Raw genomic sequence first — 18,211 nt, forward strand, 5'->3', positions numbered from 1 at the left:
CTCATCCGGTCCGTGCCCGTCACCGACGCGGGAGCGGCCCCGAATTCCCGATACCCTAGAAGTCATGAGTGCACCACTAAAAGTCGCCGTCCTCGGCGCATCGGGACGAATGGGGGCCGAGGCCGTCAAGGCCGTCGACGCCGCCACGGACATGGAACTTGTTGCAGCGCTGGGTCGCGGAGACAAGCTGGAAGCCATCCTGGAGGCGGGGGCCACGCACGTGGTCGACCTGTCGGTCCCGGCCAGTACCGAGGACAACGTGCGCTTCGCTGTCACCCATGGCCTGCATGCCGTGGTCGGAACCACCGGCTGGGACGACGCCAAGCGCGAATCCCTCACCAACCTGTTGGCCGAAAACCCCGGCACCGGTGTGCTCATTGCCCCGAACTTCGCCCTCGGGTCGGTGCTGGCTTCGGCCTTCGCCGCCACGGCGGCACGCTACTTCGAATCGGTGGAAATCATCGAGCTGCACCACCCCAACAAGGTCGATGCCCCCTCGGGCACCGCGGTGCGCACCGCGGAACTGATCGCCGCCGAGCGTGCCGCCGCGGGAGTGGCAGCGAGCCCGGATGCCACCGAAACCCAGTTGGACGGCGCCCGCGGCGCCGTGGTGGACGGCATCCACGTGCACTCGGTGCGCCTGCGCGGACTGGTTGCCCACCAGGAGGTCCTGCTGGGCGGGGAAGGTGAGCAACTGACGTTGCGCCACGACTCCTACGACCGCGCTTCCTTCATGCCCGGCGTGCTGCTGGGCCTGCGCACCGTCGCCTCGCGCCCGGGGCTGACCTACGGCCTTGACGGCTACCTCGAGTTGGGACGCTAGAAAACGATGAAAACCAAGATCTGGGTCGGCGCCATCCTGCTGCTCTTCGTGTTCTACCTGGTCGCCGCGTTCGGCTCGGCCGTGCGCTTCATCGCCGCCGACGAACCGGTCGCCAAGATCATCGGCGTTGCCGCCTTGGTGGTCCCGCTGGTCGGCGTGTGGATCCTGGTTCGCGAGGTGCTCTTCGGCTCCCGCACGCAGAAGATGGCCTCGATCCTGGCCAGCGAGGGCCTGCTGCCCGAAGACACCCTGCCGCGCACCCCCTCGGGACGCATCGTCAAGGCCGCCGCCGACGAAGACTTCGTGCAGTACAAGGAAGAGGCCGAGGCCAACCCCGAATCCTGGAAGTCCTGGCACCGCCTGGCCCTGGCCTACGACGCCGCGGGGGACCGGCGCCGCGCCCGCGAGTCGATGCGCACGGCGATCGGCTTCTACCTGGCCGAGGGCAAGTAAACAGCCCGAGGCACGATCGATGCCCCCTGGAGCGGTTCTTCCCGAACCACATCAGGGGGCATTTCCATGTCCGGGGGCCGCATCTCTGGACGCGGTGCCACGCATCGTCTTGGATGGTTCAATGGCCACCCGGTGAAGGGCGTCGGCGCGGTTCAAGTGCCATTCATGCCGAATTCATTTCCCGGTGATCGAATCTGATCGGGCTATACGCCGTGCGCCACCGCGTCACGGAGAGACAGACGACTGAGGGAAATCCATGAAGAAAAGCGCAACGGCGGCTTTCGCCACCGTGACCTTGGCAGCGGCGATGGCCGTGGGGACGATGGTTCCGGCCACGGCAGCAGTCACCGAAACGACTCCCATCGAAAAAATCCAGGGCACGGGTGCCGCGAGCGGGATGGTTGGCCAGCAGGTCTCCGTTCGCGCGGTGGTCACCGGCGCCTACGCCGAGGGCGGCATCCGCGGCTTCTACATCCAAAGTGCGGGCAGCGGAAGTGAGATTTCCCCCGAGGGCAGTTCGGGAATCTTCGTCTACTCGCCAAGCGGAGTGGGCAAGGTTGCCGTGGGCGACCACGTGGAGGTCACCGGGACGGTCGGCGAATACTTCCGACTGACCCAGGTCAGTGCCTCGGCTTCCGGCATTGAGGTGCTCAGCGAACCGGCCGATGCCGTCAAGCCCCTGGCCATCGACATCCCCTCCTCGGACGCCGATCGCGAGCGCTTCGAATCCATGTTGATCGATCCGCAGGGACAGTGGACGGTGGCCGACAACTATTCGCTGAACCAGTTCGGCGAGATGACCCTCGCCGAAGGCACCAGCGAGATCCTTCCCGGCGAGCGCACCCTGCGCCAGGCCACCGATGCCTTTGCCCCGGGCAGTGCCCAGGCCCAAGCCCTGGAAGCCGAGAATGAGCGGCGGGCCGTGGTGCTGGATGACGGCGCCACCTTGAACTTCCTCGGTGCGCGAGCCAACAAGTCCGTTCCGCTTCCGTATCTTTCGGCGGGGCATCGTGTCAGCGTCGGTGCCCAGGCCACCTTCACCTCTCCGGTGATCATGGACTACCGCTATGACCTGTGGCGGATGCAGCCGCAGGGGCAGGTTATCGGGGCAGAGGATGCCGATATCCCGGCGTCCTTCGCGCAAGCCCCGGCCGAGGCGCCGGCGGAGGTAGGCGGAAACGTCACCGTCGGCAGCTTCAATGTCCTGAACTACTTCACCACCACCGGGGACCAGCTTTCCGGGTGCACCTACTACACCGATCGGGAAGGCCAGCCGGTCACCGTGCGCGGAGGCTGCGACGCACGCGGTGCCGCCAATGGCCAGAGCCTCGAGCGCCAGCAGGCCAAGATCGTCTCGGCGCTGAACAAGTTCGACGCCGACGTGGTGGTCTTGGAAGAGATTGAAAACTCCGCCCGCTTTGGGCTCGAGCGCGATGAAGCGCTCGCCACCTTGGTGCATGCGCTGAACCGGGCCGCCGGCAAGCAGCAGTGGAAGTTCGTGCCAAGCCCCGCGGCAGTCCCGGAAGACGAGGACGTCATTCGCACCGCGATGATCTACAAGAACAACGCGGTGAAGCCCATTGACGAGTCGGTCATCCTGGATGATGCGGCGTTCGACAATGCACGTGACCCCCTGGCGCAGGCATTCCAGCGCGTTGGCGGAAATGTCCAGAGCCGCTTCCTGATTCTGGCGAACCACTTCAAGTCCAAGGGCTCGGATCCCAAGGACGGCTCGGACAACGCCGACAAGGGCGACGGCGCCGGGGCCTGGAACGCCGCGCGCGTCGAGCAGGCCGAGGCCCTGGTGGACTTCGCCGAAGGACTGAAGAAGGAGCGCAACACCAACAAGGTGCTGCTGGCCGGGGACTTCAACGCGTACTCCGCCGAGGAGCCGATCCAGGTGCTGGCCGAGGCCGGATACGTGGATCTCGGAGCCGGCGCGGATACCCGTTCCTACTTGTTCGGGGGCCGGACCGGCTCCCTGGACCATATTTTGGGTTCGCGCGAGGTTGCGCAGCAGGTCACCGGTGAAACGATCTGGAACATCAACGCCACCGAGTCGGTGGCGTACGAGTACAGCCGCTACAACTACAACGTGGCGCAGCTGTTCTCCCCGGACCAGTTCCGCTCCTCGGACCATGATCCGGTGCTTGTGGGGCTGCAGTTGGATAAGTAGAAGGATCCTGGGAAGCGCCCGGTGGACAATATCCGTCCGCTGGGCGTTTTTCCGTTAAGGGGTGCATCGGCAAACGCGCGCCTCTGCCTATGCTGGGAGCATGGAAACCGTCCTGCACCTGACCGAATTTAGTTCATGGGAACGCGCCCAGACCGCCGGCGAGTATCGACAATCGACCCGGGGCGCAACGCTGGCCAAGGTCGGTTTCATCCACTGTTCGTCCCCGGGGCAGCTCCCGGTGGTCGCCGGCCACATCTACCCCGATTTCTCCGGCGAGCTGGTGGTGCTGGAGCTGGACGCCGCAGCGATTGCCGCCGCGGGAAGAGAGATCCGCTTGGAGGACGGCGGTGACGGGGAATTGTTTCCCCACCTCTACGGCGTGCTGAGGACCGAGTGGGTGCGGAAGACGCACCGGGCGGCGATGGTCGCCGGGGAATTGTCGGTCCCGGGCCTCGAACGCCGGACCGGGAGCATCACGTGACCACGCCATCACCGCAGGAAAGGAGCGTTCCGCCCCGCGGCCGGAAGCTGCTTGCCACTTGGATCCTCATGGGCCTTGCCGTGGCCATCACGTTGCTGTTGCCCGACTGGGGCGGAAGCGGGGCCCTGTTGCCCGCGTGGTTCATGGTCGCGCCAGTGCTTCTGGGACTGGGTGGTGCCTGGCTTGCCTGGCGCGCGGGGTCGCTGGGCTGGGCCATCGCCTCGGGCCTGCTGGGGCTGGTGCTGGTGCCGGGCCTGTTGCAGACCGTTACCCTCGTCTCCGGCCCATAGGCCGACGAAGGGGGTGACATATCGTGGAAGCGGCAGGCCCGAATCTGTAGGGTGGCAGACATGAGGAACTTTGGGGGAGAAACGTCCACGCTTCGCGTGCTCCGGTTTAGTGAGGAGGAATTGCTGGCGCGGGCCACCTTGGGAAATATGAACTGGCCGGGGCCACGGTTCACGCTCGAGCAAATCGAGCAGATTCCTGCCATCGCCCACTATTTCACGCGGTGGCCCGGGAAGGACGACTTCGGCCTGGTGGCCGAAGACCCGGACGGAAAAGCCGTTGGCGTCGTTTGGCTGCGCTATTTCGACCCGACGGACCCGGGCTACGGCTTTGTCGCCGAGTCGATCCCCGAACTCTGCGTCTGGGTTGCCGAGGGGCAACGCGGCCGGGGGCTCGGAACCCGACTGATTGCCGGAATCCTCGAACAGGCACGTTCCCAGGCACTGCCCGCGATCAGCCTCAGCGTCGAAGCGGGAAACCCCGCACGATCGGTCTATGAGCGTCTCGGGTTCGTTCCCGCCGGACCGTATTTCGACGAGGGCACCCTCCTCCTTCGCCTCTGAGCCTGCACCCGCTCCGTGCCCGGTACAGGTGCGGCCGCAGCTCCGGGGCTCGACGACCCGACCCGCACCACATGTGCGGGGAGCGGCTCCAGGATCGGAACCGGGCGCGGTCTTGGACGGACCCCTCAGCTAAACGGTCCGTCGCCGAGCTGTTCCATGGCGGGGAGCCGCTCATCCGGAACGTCGAACGTCATGTAGTCCACCGAGTGCAGGAGCCCGTCCACGGCCCATAGGTTCAGGTGCCCCAGCGCAACGTCTCCATCATGGACGTCCACGGTCGCGAACGGCCCGCCCGATCGCTTCGGAATCCTGGGAAGATTCAGGTGCCCTGGAATATCGACCAGAAAGCATTCGCACTCCTCGGACTCCCGCCCGCCCCAGCGGGCTTGGGCCGCCTGTTCGCGTGCCTCCGTTGTTCCGGGCCATTTCCCCGAGCACAGGATCTCCAGCAGGGCGCGCTCGTGGGGACTCAGTGGGTCGCCCGGCATTCGCCGCGGGTCGTTCTTCATCGCACCTAGGTTTCGGTCGTGGATTGCGTCATGCCGCCTCAACCGGCGGCCTTCGGGGGCATGTACCGCCGTCAAACCATCCTTACAGGTCTAGGTGGCCGGCGGGGCACCTTCGGCCGGTGCCCGTTTCTCGAGCAGCTTCACCAGCGGAATGCATGCCAGCAGCAGAATGCTGGCGAAGACGGCGGCCACCAGTGCCGGCACCGCTTCGGTGAACACGATGCCGTACAGCGCGGCCAGGATCACGACACCACTCAGTGTGGACACCGCCTCCCTGAGGACCGCGTGCCGTTGCGCCATGTTCCTGCGCAGGATCAGCTCGACAATATCGCTGATGACCAGCCACGCAACCAGGATCCCCACCATGATCAATGCCGCCCAAGGTGCTACCCCGGGGCGGACGGCGTCAAATCCGTACATCAGGCAGGCACCTGCGTAGCCGCCGAACAGGGGCGCGGCAACGAGCGCCACGTTGGAGAACACCCAGAGCCCCAGCAGGAACTTCTCGCCGACGTTCAGCGGCGGCAGGCGTTCGTCTGGCCGGGGTGTGGTCTCCATGTTCTTCACGGTTTCACATCACTACACGCCGAGGAAGACGACACACCGCTCCACAGGTCTGGGCGGTCAGGGGGGATTCCGGGCCGCTGGAAGGCGATCGCGCCGCTGCCTCCTCAGCGCAGGTCCAGACGCATCAAGACGCGCCGGAAGCCGCCCATGATCGAAGCGGTGTCGGCGGCCTTTGTGAATCCCGCCCGTTCGAAGAGGGCGCGGGTGCCGACATATGCCATGGTGGAATCGGTTTTCCTGCCCTAGTTGTCCAACGGGTACCCCTCGATGGCCGGCGCCCCGTAGCCCCGGGCAAATTCCACCGCGCCTGTAAGCAGCGCGTGGGAAATACCCTGGCCGCGATGTCCTGCCCGTACCCGGATGCACCACACCGACCACACCGCAAGATCGTCAACGTGCGGAATCGTGCGGCTGTGCGCAAGTGCCGTGTCTGCCCGCGCGTGCACCCCCGCCCAGCCGACCACGTCCTCGCCTTCGTACGCCAGGACCCCGGGCGGAGGATCCTCGGCGCACAGCACGCGCACGAGTTCGGCGCCCTGCTTCTGGCTCTCGTGGTTCCTTGCCGAGCCGAGTCGGTGGCCCAAACACCAGCAGGCCTTCGCCTCGGGGTTCCTTTTGGGTCCGAGCATCGTCTTCACGTCGTTGAATTCCGTTGCCGCCCGCACCGAGATCGCCATGCGTCCACAGTGCCACCGGCCAACGGGACCGGCAATACCCGCTCCGGAAAGGTGACTTTCCCCCTTGCCCTTTGGCCCTTGCCCCTTAGCCGCTGCGGCCCAGCGTCCGCGACACGGTGTGCACCAGCGCCTCGAGCGGGCCGCGGCGTCCCAGGAACTTGAACACCAGCCCGGCCAGCAGACAGCCCACCGCGTAGATGATGAACAATCCGGTGCGAGGCAGCGGCGCCGAAATGTCGCTGAAAAGATCCAGGGCCACCAAGTGCGTGGCATAGAGCGTGAGCGTTGCGGCACCTGCTCCGGTCAGCGGCCAGATCAGTATCTCGCCGACCTGCCCGAAGAGCGCGGACAGGGCCATGCACACCAATTGCGCCGCTCCCAGCACCGCCAGCGCGCAGCCGACGACGTGCAGCACATCCAGCGGGGCGCCCGAATGCGGGGCCGAGATCGCCAGGAACCAGCCGCTGTCCGCCGCATTGCCCAGGCGCTGTCCCGTCACCAGCGCCACCGACAGCTCCCTGGACTCTTGGTTGGCGGCCTGGGCCAGGGCGGCCAACGCACCTGGCTGGGCCAACAGCCAGGCCGAGAGGGCCTTGGCTCCCACCGCCAGGCCCGCGCCGAAAACCCCGATCGACAGGGCCACCGGAGGCCTCTCCAGAGCCAGGCGTCCGACGCACAGGCCCGCCAGGATGAAGCCGAACCAGACCAGCAACGGGTAGTAGCCGGTGAGCAGCAGGTCGGCCAGGAACACCGCGGGGGAGAACATGTCCTCGGGCAGCGGGGAGGCACCCAGCCGGTGCGGGTCGAGCCATTCCATGGCCCAGGGGCGGGCCAGGTACAGGGCGAAGGGGGAGATGGCCAGCCAACCGGCGGCCCAGAACCCCAGGGTGCGGGCGCGCATTCCCAGGAACGGGATCGCGCACAGGAACAGCACCGCGTAGTGGACCAGGATGACTGCCACATTGGTGTCCAGCATGCCCAGCCCCAGGCCCAGGACGAAGACCAGCAGCGCCCGCACCGCCACCGAGCGGCGCACCCCGGCCAGCTTGGGCGCTCCGATGTTTCCGGAGCCGCCGGAGAGCAGGGCGAGCCCCACCCCGGCGAGCACCACGAAGAGCGCCGAGGCCCGACCGGAGAACAGCGTCGCGGCCCAGGTTGCTTCGGGGGAGCCGCCGGCATCAAGTACGCGCAACGGCATGATGTGCACCGCGACCATCCCCAGCAGTGCCAGTCCGCGGGCGGCGTCGACTCCCGCGATGCGGGCGCGTGTGCCGGCCGTGCCGGTGCCCGGGGCCCGGTGGCGGGTGCTGCGGGAGGAGAATTGCGTCATGTTTACAGCCTAAACGCATGCGCCGAATCAAGGCTTGGTGCGTGCAAAGTGTAACCTTGGAGTCATGGCTGAATCTGTGTTGCATACCCCGGGCAAGAACCACACCTTCGGAACGGTGCTCACCGCCATGGTGACACCTTTCAAGGACAACGGGGAGGTCGACTACGATGCGACCGCCAAGCTGGCCATCAAGCTCGTCGACGAGGGCTGCGACGGCCTGGTCGTCACCGGCACCACCGGGGAAACCTCGACGCTTCGCGATGAGGAAAACGTCGCCATGTTCGCCGCCGTGGTCAAGGCCGTGGGGCACCGCGCCAAGGTCCTGGCCGGCTCCACCACCAATGACACCGCGCACTCCATCAAGCTCTCGCTTGCGGCGAAGGAGGCCGGGGTGCACGGCATCCTGGTGACCGCCCCGTACTACAACAAGCCTTCCCAGGCGGGCGTCATTGCCCACGTCGAGGCCATCGTCGCAGCGACGCAGCTGCCGGTGATGCTTTATGACATCCCGGGACGCGCCGGCATTGCCATGGCCCCGGAGACCATCATCGAACTGGCGAAGAACCCGCTGGTTGTGGCCCTGAAGGACGCAAAGGCCGACTACCAGTCCACCACCACGGTGCTGGCGAACACCGACCTCGATGTCTACGCCGGCGACGACGGACTGACCCTGCCGCTGATGGCAGCAGGCGCCGTCGGCGTCGTCTCCGTCACCGCCCACATTGCCGCGGCCAAGTACCGGATCTTGGTTGACGCGATGCTCGCCGGGGACCTGGCGACCGCACGTGCCGCCCACTTCGAGCTGGACCCGATCCAGCGCGCGGTGATGAGCCACGTCCAGGGCGCCGTTGCGGCAAAACACATTCTTAACTGGCAGGGAGTCCTGCCGAACACCGTGGTCCGGCTGCCGCTTGTGGCACCGTCGGAAACGGAACTCGAAACCATCCGCACCGATTTGCGCGAGGGCGGATGGGAGATCTAGAAAGGTAAGTTATTCATGACCGATTCCTCCACCGTGGTCACCGATACGGTGCTCCACAACCTTCCTCCCAAGCTCAAGCCGGGCACCCTGCGCATCGTGCCGCTCGGTGGCCTGGGTGAAATCGGGCGGAACATGGCCGTCTTCGAAATCGACGGCAAGCTGCTGATCGTCGACTGCGGACTGCTCTTCCCCGAGGAGCACCAGCCGGGCGTGGACGTCATCCTGCCCGATTTCAGCTACATCAAGGACCGCCTCGACGACGTCGTCGGCGTCGTGCTCACCCACGGCCACGAGGACCACATCGGTGCCGTCCCGTACCTGTTGCGCCTGCGCGCCGACATCCCGCTGATCGGCTCGCGCCTCACCCTCGCGCTGATCTCGGCCAAGCTGGAGGAGCACCGCATCAAGCCGGTGCTGCGCCAGGTTGCCGAGGGCGACGTGGAGACCTTCGGCCCGTTCGAGACCGAATACGTCGCGGTCAACCACTCGATCCCGGACGCCTTGGCAGTGTTCATCCGCACCGAGGGCGGCTCTGTGCTGCACACCGGCGACTTCAAGATGGATCAGCTGCCGCTGGATGGCCGCATCACCGACCTGCGCCACTTTGCCCGCCTTGCCGACGAGGGCGTGGACCTGTTCATGACCGACTCCACCAACGCGGACGTTCCCGGCTTCACCACCGCGGAAAAGGAAATCGGCCCGGTGCTCGAGGCGCTCTTCGGCCGCGCCCGCAAGCGCATCATTGTCGCATCCTTCTCCTCGCACATGCACCGCGTGCAGCAGGTCATCGACGCCGCCGAGGTCCACGGGCGCAAGGTCGCCTTCATCGGCCGCTCCATGGTGCGCAACATGGGCATTGCCGAGAAGCTGGGCTACCTGCACATCCCCGCCGGCATCCTGGTGGACATGAAGAACGTGGACAAGCTGCCCGACAACAAGGTCGTGCTGATGTCCACCGGTTCGCAGGGCGAGCCGATGGCCGCGCTCTCGCGCATGGCCACCGGAGACCACCGCATCCAGGTCGGTCCGGGCGACACCGTCATCCTGGCCTCCTCGCTGATCCCGGGCAACGAGAACTCGGTGTTCCGCGTGATCAACGGCCTGATGCGCCTGGGCGCTGACGTGATCCACAAGGGCATGGCCAAGATCCACGTCTCCGGCCACGCCTCGGCCGGCGAGCTGCTCTACTGCTACAACATCGTCCAGCCGCTGAACGTGATGCCGGTGCACGGCGAGACCCGGCACCTGATCGCCAACGCCCGCCTCGCCGCCCAGTCCGGCGTGCCGGCGGAGAACGTGCTGCTCACCGAGGACGGCTCGGTCGTGGACCTCAAGGACGGCGTGGCCAAGCTGGTGGGCCAGGTCGACTGCGGGTTCGTCTACGTGGACGGCTCCAAGGTCGGCACCATCACCGACGAGGACCTCAAGGACCGCGTCACGCTGGCCGAGGAGGGCTTCATCTCGATCATCTCGGTGATCAACCGCCAAACCGGCAAGCTGATCTCCGGACCCGAGATCCACGCCCGCGGCGTGGCCGAGGACGACAATGTGTTTGACGAGATCAAGCCCAAGATCGCCGAGGCCCTTGAGGATGCGGTGCGCAACAACCCGACGCACACCACGGCGCAGCTGCAGCAGATTGTCCGCCGCGTCATCGGCTCGTGGGTGTCGCGCAAGCTGCGCCGCAAGCCCATGATCGTTCCGGTCGTGCTCGAGGCATAAGCCCCGAGCAAGAAATCCCCAGCCACCGCAAGGTGGCTGGGGATTTTCTGGTTAAGTGCCTTTTTGCGGCACTGCCTTGGGCCTCGCACGGCCGCCGCCGGCGTGCCCCACGCCGCTGCCGGCCCCCGTCGTGCCACCGCGCCGATCGGTCGGCGTTTGCCGCGTCAGGGCGCGTGTTCCCTTCCTCCCGCGGCCCCGTGCGAGCGGGCCCGGCCCGCGCCAACGTGTGTCGTCCTCACTTTGACAACTGATAATGATTCTCATTAGTGTTTACCGAGTGCCGCCAGATGTGCCCCCGGCGACTGAACGTCGCAGCCCTGGCCACCGAAAATGGAGTCCTAGTCAATGAGAAGAATCAATCCCTGGATGATTGTCATGCCCGCCCTCGTGCTGACGGTCGCGACTGCGTGCGGTGCCCCGGCCGGCTCCGCGGGATCCGCCCCGGTCGACGCGACGGCCGGTCCGGTCATCCTGGACAGCTGCGGTCGGGAGGTCGTGTTCGACGCGCAGCCGCAGCGGGTGCTCGCGGTCGGCTCGGAGGCGCCGGCGTTGCTGGTTGCCGCCGGTGCGGGCGACAAGCTGACGCACTACGCGGGCAGCATGGAAGTGCCCTTCGACGAAGCGACGAAGGCCGTCGTCGAAGGGGCCGAACGGGTTACCGAAGACTCGCACGACGTCTCCTACGAGATGATCCTCGGGTCGGGCGCCGACGTGGTCATCGGCACCGACATCGCGGCGGGGGTCGACCTCGATTCCCTCGCCGATCGCCTTGCCCAGGCCGGGGTGCAGATGCTGACGGTCAGCGGTTACTGCGCCGGTTTCGAGGATCGCTCCACCGGCGGCTTGAGCGGGTTTGACCAGATCTACCGGGACGTCGAGTCCTACGGCCGTCTCTTCGGGACCCAGCCGGAGGCGGCCGCAGCGGTCCAGGACATGCGGGACCGCGTCTCAGCTGCCGCGGAGCGTGTGGACGAAGGGGCAGGGCAAAGCGCGCTCTCCCTGTACGTGCCGACCGCCGGCACCCTTGGGTCCTACGGGCACGAGTCGCTGGTCTCGGAGCAGATGTCGCTGTTGGGCCTGGAGAACGTGTTCAGCGAGGTGCCCAAGCGCTACTTCGAGCCGTCTACGGAAGAGCTGGTCGCCAGCGCGGCCGACAAGGTCTTCGCGATGTACCTGCCCACCGGATCCTCGGCGATGGAAACCGACCAGGACGTACTCGAAGAGCTACGCGCCAGGCCCGAGCTCGATGGACTTGACGCGGTCAACGACGACACGGCCGTGGTGCCGCTGAACTACTACTATTCCTCGCCCGGCCCGCTGGCCGTTGACGGGGTAGAGCTGCTCGCCGAACGGCTGGCCACCCCATGATGAGCCAGCCGGCACGGCTGCGCCGGCCTGCGCACACTGCCGGCCGCCGGCGCGCACCCGCCGTGCCCGCACGGAGCACGCCGCGCCACGCCATGTCCCGGGGCACCACCGAGGTCGACTTCGTCAAGCTGAGCCCGACCTGCAACACCACCCTGCTGGTCACCAGCAGGCACCCGGCGCGGCACTACCGTGCCATCGCCGAGAAGCTGCTGCGCGCCGAGCATGTGCACGCCGAGCAGGTCGGGTTCATCCTGCCGCCGGAATCGCCCGAGGCAAAGGCGCGCCTGCACATGGCGGGGGACGAGTTCTGCGCCAACGCCACCATGGCGCTGGCCGCGCTCCACGCCGCGACGCAGGGCCTGGACGGTCGCGTCGAGCTCCGCCTGGAGGCCTCAGGGGCCGCGGACCTGCTGGACTGCCGTGTCGAACGCCGGGACTCGGGCTACAGCTGCCAGCTAGCCAGTCCACTGCCGATCCGGATCGATCCGTACCCGTTCCCGGGCGCCCCCTCGGGTGCCGCCATGGTGCGGTACGCCGATGCGGTGCACCTGGTCATCGAGTGCTCCGGGCACAATTCGGTGCTGCGCGAGCGCGCCGAGCAGGTGGCCGCGCAGCTGGGGAACAGCGAAGGCGTCTCCGTGGTCGGGGTGATGCTCTACGACCCGGTGCGCGGCGAGCTGGCCCCGCTGATCAACGTCCCGGCACTGGACAGCCTGGTGTGGGAGGGAAGCTGCGGCTCGGGAACCGCCTCGCTCGGCGCCTACCTGGCCGCGAAGGCCCAGGCACCGGTGACCGCCGCCGTGCGGCAGCCCGGCGGCACCATGCACGTCCACGCCGACTACGGCTCCGGAAAGGTGACCGGGCTGCGGGTCACCGGGCAGGTCGACCTCGTGGCAGAAGGAACGGCATATATCCATGACTGAATCAGCAATCGACATTTCGCCGGTGCCCGGCGGAACCGCTGCGGGCCTGCCGGGCACGCTGCACGAGTATCTGCGCCGCTTCACCTCGGCCGCCAACGGGTACGACGGCTCGACCCGGCACGCCGGCGAGCTCGAAGAGCTGCTGGCGGACTACTCGCGCTTCGTCACCGACCCGGGCAACGAGGCCCCCTTTGCGCTTTTCGCCGCGGCTGCCGGCACGGCCGACCTGGTGGAGGAGCTGCGCACGCAGTCGGCGCGCTGCGTGGCGGTCATCGAGAAGTACCGCGCGCTGCGTCTGCTGGAGGGGAAGTCGGGAGCGGAAGGCTACTTCGCCAACATCGAATCCTGCATCGCCGAGGAATTCGGGGCCGTGGCACCGACCAAGGATTCGAAGCTGCTGCTCGTCGGCTCCGGGTCCTTCCCGATGACGCTGCTGAACGTCGCCTCGCTCACCGGCGCATCCACGCTCGGGATCGACATCGATGCCGAGTCCATTGCGCTCGGGCGCCGGGTCGTGGCCCTGCTGGGCGAAGGCCTGGACATCACGCTGAAGGGACGCGAGATCCACGAGCTGGACTTCATTTCCGCGGCCACCCACATCGTGATCAGCTCCACGGTGCCCGTGAAATACGAGTTGTTGCACCAGATGCACTCCCTGACCCGCGAGGACGTCGTGGTGGCCATGCGCTTCGGGGACGGTCTGAAATCGCTGTTCAACTACCCGATGCAGGAGGTCGACCCCGCGCTCTGGCGCCTGGCCGACACCATCCGCCGGCCTGGCCAGGTATTCGATATCGCGCTGTACGTCAAGCAGCGCTCGAGCAGAAAAGACGTGTAGCAGATGGACGAATTGGGAAACATCCTCATCGCCGGGACCGGACCGGTTGCGGTGCAAAGTGCCGTGCTGCTCGGCCGGCTGCCCGGAGCACTGGGCATCGCGGGGCGCGCATCCGAGCGTTCGGCGGCGTTCTTCGCCGCTCTGGAGGCCAACGGGGGCACCGTGCGGGCCGAGGTGCAGAACGCCACCCATGCCGCGCTGGCGGGGGAGTGCCGGATCGAGCAGCGGTTCCGCGGATACGGGTCCGTGGCAGGGACGTGGAACACGCTGGTCCTGGCGGTCACCGCGGACGCCTACCTCCCGGTGCTGCGTCAACTGGCGAGCGAGGTGCTGGCCGGATTCGAACGCATCGTGCTGCTCTCGCCCACTCTGGGCTCCGGGGCCCTGGTGCGGGAGTACGCCAGAGCGCAGGGCGCGGATCCGGAGGTCATCAGCTTCTCCAGCTACCTGGGCGACACCCGCTGGCCGGAAGGCGCCCCGGGCGCCTCGGTGCTGACCGCCGGGGCCAAGGCCCGCATCTACGCCGGATCCAGCCGCGGCGCTTCGCCCGCGGTGCGGCGGTTGCGCGCGGTGCACGAAGCGGCGGGCACCGACATGACGGTTCTCGGCCTGCCGGCGGAGGCCGAGGCGCGGAACATCTCCCTGTACGTGCATCCGGCGCTGTTCATGAACGAGGTCACGCTGCGCGCCGTGTTCGCCGCGACGCGGCCGACGCAGTACGTCTACAAGCTCTACCCCGAGGGACCCGTCACCCCGTCGATGATCCGCACCATGGTTCAGCAGTGGCGCGAGCTTTCGGCCATCGTCGCCGCGCTGGGCGGGGCCGGGGTCAACCTGCTCTCTTTCATGCTCCACGACGGCTACCCGGTGCACCCGCAGAGCATCGACCCGGCCGATGTGGCCGCGTTCGAGCAGCTGCCGGCCATCCACCAGGAGTACCTGATCTACGTGCGCTATGCCTCGTTGCTCGTGGACCCTTTCTCCGAACCCGACGCCCACGGGCGCTACTTCGACTTCTCGGCCATCCCCATCCGGCCGATCTTCCGCAACGACTCGGGCCACTGGGACGTGCCGCGGATGCCGAAGGAAGACTACTACCGCACCAAGATCATCCAGGGCGTGGCCCGGCACCTGGCGGTTCCCTGCCCGACGATCGATGACCTGCTGGCCGCTTACGAGAACGCGCTAACGCAGGCGGCGCAGGGACTTGGCGGCCAGCCGCGTTCAGCGGCCTTCGCCGTGCAGGACTTCGCCGAGGACCTGGGCATGATCCGCGCCGGGATCGGGAGTGCGGCATGAGTCAGACCGAACTGGACACCACCGACAAGCTGCCCGGTGAACGGAAGATCATCGCCGAGATCTGGCCGGCCCTGCTGGCCTCGGCCGTGGGCCTGCTGCCCTTCACCGTGCTGAGCACCTTCCTGGTGCCGATCGCCGACTGGGCCGGGGCCGGCTATGCGCAGGTCGGCTCCCTGCGCGGGCTGGCCGGGGTCGGCGCGGTGCTCACCGGCGTCGCGTTGGCTCCGCTGATCGGGCGCATCGCCCCGGGCCGCGTGGCCGCCGCCGCCCTCGTGCTGCTGGGCATCGCCGCGGTGCTCGGGACCTTCTCCGGGCTGGCCGCGCTGGCGGCCTTTTGCCTGGCCACCGGCGTGGCCAACGCGCTGCTCTACCCGGCGTTGTCCACCGCCGCCGCGGACCGCTTCGGGACCACTCCCGCCGCGGGCCGGGCTGCCACCCTGGTGATGACCGCCCAGACCCTGGCCTCCACCGTGGGGGCGCCCCTGCTGGTGCTGCCGGCACTGTGGTGGGGCTGGCAGGGCAATCTCATCGCGATCGCCGTGCTCTCCCTCGCGCTGGTGCCGGCACTGGTGCGCTACGGCCGCGCCAACCCCGGCGCGGGAGAGCCGGCCCCGCGGCTGGGATATGTAGCCGCATTCCGCACGCTGTCGGCCATCCCCGGGGCGCGCGCCCTGCTGCTGGTCTCCTTCGGGCGGGCCGGCGCGCTGATGGGGCACCTGGCCTTCCTTGCCCCGCTGTACGCGGACAAGTTCCAGCTCACAGCCGGCTGGTTCGCCTTCGTCTGGTCCCTGAGCGGAGGTTCCTTCTTTCTCGGGCACCTGCTCGCCGGGCGGATGCTGAACGCCGAGGACTCCGAGGGGCGCACCCGGGCCGTGATGGCCATCTGCCTGGGCACCGGCCTGCTGGCCCTGCTCGGGGTGTACCTTTCCCCGGTGCTGCTGCTGGCGATGCTGGGCACCGCGGTGCTCTCGGCCAGCCATGCGGTGGTTTCCGCGGCGGTGATGACCCTGCTGGTGCGCCGCTGCGGGCAGGTGCGCGGCACCGCGCTGAGCCTGAACGCCGCGGGCATGTCCCTGGGGTTGTTCCTCGGCGCGGGCGCAGCCGGAGCGGCGCTGGGCACGGCGGGCTACCTGGCCGCGGCCGCGGTGCTCGGCGGATTCACCCTGCTTGCCCTCGGTGCCGCGCTCACCCTGCGCACCGCAACCGACGACCCATCGATGAAGAGGCCATGATGACCCAGCTGGACCCCGCGCTCCGCGAACCACGCAGCGCACCACCACCACCACCACCGGCACCGCTGGTCTTCTCCGGCGACGACCTGGAACACGATCGGCGCACCCGGCACACTACACTGTGGATCGCCGCTTTGCTGGCCGCGCTGCTGGTCACCCTGCCGGTGGCCGTGGGCCTCGGTCCGGTAGCCATCGAAGCGGGCACGGTGCTCCAAATCCTGCGCGGGCACCTGTTTGGCGGCGAGCCGCCGGGCAGCTGGACCGACTCCGAGGAATCCATCGTGTTGCTGCTGCGCGTGCCCCGGGTGCTGCTGGGCGCCGCCGTCGGCGCCGGGCTGGCGTTGGCCGGGGTGGCCCTGCAGGCCTTGACGCGCAACATCCTGGCCGAACCCTACCTGCTGGGCGTGACCTCCGGGGCCTCGACCCTGTCGGCGGCCTCGATCCTCTTCGGGGCCTCGGCGGGCATCGGCTCGGCCTCGCTGGCCGGAAGCGCCTTCGCCGGGGCGCTGGCCGCCGGGATAGCTGTCTTCCTGCTCGCCCGGGTCGGTTCGCAGATGACCTCCACCCGGCTGGTGCTCGCCGGGGTGTCAGTGGGCTACGTGCTGCACGCGCTCACCTCCCTGCTGATCTTCGCCTCCGATGACCCGAACGCGGGCCGCTCGGTGCTCTTCTGGACGCTCGGCTCGCTGACCCAGGCCACCGGCCAGTCCGCGCTGGTCACCTGGGCGGTGGTCCTGGGCACCACCGCCCTGCTGCTGCTCTGGTCCCGCCCGCTGGACGCGCTGGCCATCGGCGACAGCACCGCCCAGACGCTGGGGATCTCCCCGGCGAAGCTGCGCGCTGCGGTGATGGTGGTGACCGCGCTGTGCGTGGGCGCGCTGGTCGCGGCCTCCGGCGGCATCGGATTCGTCGGGCTGATCATCCCGCACATCGCGCGGCTCTGCGTGGGCTCCACCCACCGCAAGCTGCTGCCGGTGGCGGCGCTCCTCGGTGCGATCTTCCTGGTTTGGGCGGACGTGCTCGCCCGGACGGCCCTGGCCCCGCAGGAGCTGCCGCTGGGCATCGTCACCGCCCTGCTCGGCGCCCCGCTGCTCTTCGTGCTGGTGCGCAAGCTGAACCCGACCCAATGACAACCAACAGCCCAAGGGGGCCCAAAGCATGATCACAGCCACCGATGTTTCCGTCGGCTACGGCGGGAAGCTGGTAGTGAAATCCGTCGGGCTGCACGCCGGGCCGGGGGAGGTCGTCGGGCTGATCGGCCCGAACGGCAGCGGCAAGTCCACCTTCCTGCGCACCCTGTACGCGGCCCTGCGCCCGCGGGCCGGGCTGGTCGTCCTCGACGGGCAGCCGGTCACGGCGCTGCGCGGCACCGAGCTGGCCCGGCGGGTGGCCGTGGTCGCCCAGGAAACGCCCACCGACCTGCCGGTGAGCGTCGCGGACATGGTGCTGCTCGGCCGCGCGCCGCACCGCAAGGCGCTGGCCGCCTTCACCCGCGAGGACCACCAGGCGGTGGCCGCCGCGCTGAGCCGGGTCGGTGCCCGGGACCTGGCCGACCGCCCCTACTCCACGCTCTCGGGAGGGGAGAAGCAGCGCGTGCTGGTGGCCCGCACGCTGGCCCAGCAGGCCGATCACCTGCTGCTGGACGAACCGACCAACCACCTGGACATCCGCTACCAGCACGAGCTGCTGCGCATGGTCGGGCAGCTGGGGGTCACCACCGTGGTCGTGCTGCACGACCTGAACCTGGCAGCCCGCTACTGCACCAAGCTGGTCATGCTCGAGGATGGCCAGGCGGTGGCCAGCGGAACGCCCGAGGAGGTGCTGACCCCCGAGATGCTGCTGCGGGTGTACGGGATCCACGTCGAACCGGTCTCCGTGCGCGGTTGCCTGCAGCTGGTCTTCAGCATGGCGGATGAGCCGGCCATGGCGCAGTCGGGGGCTGCCGGCTAACCGACCGTTGCGCCGGCGTCTTGATGGCGT

At 68.1% G+C, this 18,211-nt stretch carries 18 protein-coding genes and 1 pseudogene; 15 read left to right on the plus strand and 4 right to left on the minus strand.

The features are described 5' to 3' along the window. Positions 1-64: 64 nt before the first annotated feature. From dapB to ABD687_RS20165, 6 genes are all read left to right on the plus strand, one after another. Positions 65-823 (plus strand): 4-hydroxy-tetrahydrodipicolinate reductase, encoded by a 759-nt coding sequence (gene dapB, locus ABD687_RS20140; protein WP_310288515.1) that lies wholly within the window; start codon positions 65-67, stop codon positions 821-823. A gap of 6 nt (positions 824-829) precedes the next feature. Beyond that, positions 830-1,276: a tetratricopeptide repeat protein gene (locus ABD687_RS20145; protein WP_264270337.1), complete on the plus strand. Its 447-nt coding sequence runs from the start codon at positions 830-832 to the stop codon at positions 1,274-1,276. Between the two features lie 256 nt (positions 1,277-1,532). Then, on the plus strand, positions 1,533-3,452 hold the full coding sequence (locus ABD687_RS20150; RefSeq protein ID WP_310288513.1) for an ExeM/NucH family extracellular endonuclease: 1,920 nt from the start codon (positions 1,533-1,535) through the stop codon (positions 3,450-3,452). 100 nt (positions 3,453-3,552) lie between these two features. Then, positions 3,553-3,933 carry a DUF952 domain-containing protein gene (locus ABD687_RS20155; RefSeq protein WP_310288511.1) on the plus strand — a complete coding sequence of 127 codons (381 nt, stop codon included), beginning with the start codon at positions 3,553-3,555 and terminating at the stop codon, positions 3,931-3,933. Then, positions 3,930-4,223: a hypothetical protein gene (locus ABD687_RS20160; RefSeq protein ID WP_310288509.1), complete on the plus strand. Its 294-nt coding sequence runs from the start codon at positions 3,930-3,932 to the stop codon at positions 4,221-4,223. The genes ABD687_RS20155 and ABD687_RS20160 overlap by 4 nt, the downstream gene beginning before the upstream one ends. Before the next feature lie 60 nt (positions 4,224-4,283). Beyond that, entirely contained in the window at positions 4,284-4,784 is a 501-nt protein-coding gene (locus tag ABD687_RS20165) for a GNAT family N-acetyltransferase (protein ID WP_310288507.1), read from the plus strand. A 125-nt stretch (positions 4,785-4,909) separates the two neighbouring features. On the opposite strand, the gene ABD687_RS20170 is transcribed toward ABD687_RS20165, so the two are convergent. From ABD687_RS20170 to ABD687_RS20185, 4 genes and pseudogenes are all read right to left on the minus strand, one after another. Then, positions 4,910-5,293, minus strand: a complete 384-nt coding sequence (locus ABD687_RS20170; RefSeq protein ID WP_310288505.1) for a hypothetical protein — start codon at positions 5,291-5,293, stop codon at positions 4,910-4,912. A gap of 90 nt (positions 5,294-5,383) precedes the next feature. Beyond that, on the minus strand, positions 5,384-5,851 hold the full coding sequence (locus ABD687_RS20175) for a hypothetical protein (protein ID WP_310288504.1): 468 nt from the start codon (positions 5,849-5,851) through the stop codon (positions 5,384-5,386). A 113-nt stretch (positions 5,852-5,964) separates the two neighbouring features. Further along, a pseudogene (locus ABD687_RS20180) lies at positions 5,965-6,537 on the minus strand (GNAT family N-acetyltransferase). Positions 6,538-6,622: 85 nt separating this feature from the next. Then, positions 6,623-7,867, minus strand: a complete 1,245-nt coding sequence (locus tag ABD687_RS20185; protein ID WP_310288503.1) for a heparan-alpha-glucosaminide N-acetyltransferase domain-containing protein — start codon at positions 7,865-7,867, stop codon at positions 6,623-6,625. A 64-nt stretch (positions 7,868-7,931) separates the two neighbouring features. Here ABD687_RS20185 and dapA point away from each other — a divergent pair, with 64 nt between their 5' ends. The 9 genes from dapA (at position 7,932) to ABD687_RS20230 (ending at position 18,181) form a co-directional block, all read left to right on the plus strand. Then, a complete protein-coding gene (gene dapA, locus ABD687_RS20190; protein WP_310288501.1) occupies positions 7,932-8,849 on the plus strand; it encodes a 4-hydroxy-tetrahydrodipicolinate synthase in 918 nt (305 codons plus the stop codon). Between the two features lie 15 nt (positions 8,850-8,864). Further along, complete coding sequence (locus tag ABD687_RS20195; RefSeq protein ID WP_310288499.1) at positions 8,865-10,571, plus strand: ribonuclease J; 1,707 nt, start codon at positions 8,865-8,867, stop codon at positions 10,569-10,571. Between the two features lie 345 nt (positions 10,572-10,916). Then, entirely contained in the window at positions 10,917-11,939 is a 1,023-nt protein-coding gene (locus tag ABD687_RS20200) for an ABC transporter substrate-binding protein (protein ID WP_310288497.1), read from the plus strand. Continuing rightward, positions 11,936-12,862: a histidine racemase CntK family protein gene (locus ABD687_RS20205; protein ID WP_310288495.1), complete on the plus strand. Its 927-nt coding sequence runs from the start codon at positions 11,936-11,938 to the stop codon at positions 12,860-12,862. The genes ABD687_RS20200 and ABD687_RS20205 overlap by 4 nt, the downstream gene beginning before the upstream one ends. Then, a complete protein-coding gene (locus ABD687_RS20210; RefSeq protein WP_310288493.1) occupies positions 12,855-13,700 on the plus strand; it encodes a class I SAM-dependent methyltransferase in 846 nt (281 codons plus the stop codon). Before ABD687_RS20205 ends, ABD687_RS20210 begins: the two co-directional genes overlap by 8 nt. 3 nt (positions 13,701-13,703) lie before the next feature. Next, positions 13,704-14,999, plus strand: a complete 1,296-nt coding sequence (locus ABD687_RS20215) for an opine metallophore biosynthesis dehydrogenase (RefSeq protein ID WP_310288491.1) — start codon at positions 13,704-13,706, stop codon at positions 14,997-14,999. Next, complete coding sequence (locus ABD687_RS20220; protein WP_310288489.1) at positions 14,996-16,231, plus strand: MFS transporter; 1,236 nt, start codon at positions 14,996-14,998, stop codon at positions 16,229-16,231. The genes ABD687_RS20215 and ABD687_RS20220 overlap by 4 nt, the downstream gene beginning before the upstream one ends. Further along, a complete protein-coding gene (locus ABD687_RS20225) occupies positions 16,228-17,361 on the plus strand; it encodes a FecCD family ABC transporter permease (protein ID WP_310288487.1) in 1,134 nt (377 codons plus the stop codon). Before ABD687_RS20220 ends, ABD687_RS20225 begins: the two co-directional genes overlap by 4 nt. Before the next feature lie 28 nt (positions 17,362-17,389). Next, the gene (locus ABD687_RS20230) at positions 17,390-18,181 is read left to right on the plus strand and encodes an ABC transporter ATP-binding protein (protein ID WP_310288485.1); all 792 of its coding nucleotides are present in this window, start codon (positions 17,390-17,392) and stop codon (positions 18,179-18,181) included. Positions 18,182-18,211: the final 30 nt, after the last annotated feature.

Origin of the sequence: Paeniglutamicibacter sulfureus, from assembly GCF_039535115.1 — a bacterium.
Taxonomy (GTDB): Bacteria; Actinomycetota; Actinomycetes; order Actinomycetales; family Micrococcaceae; genus Paeniglutamicibacter; species Paeniglutamicibacter sulfureus.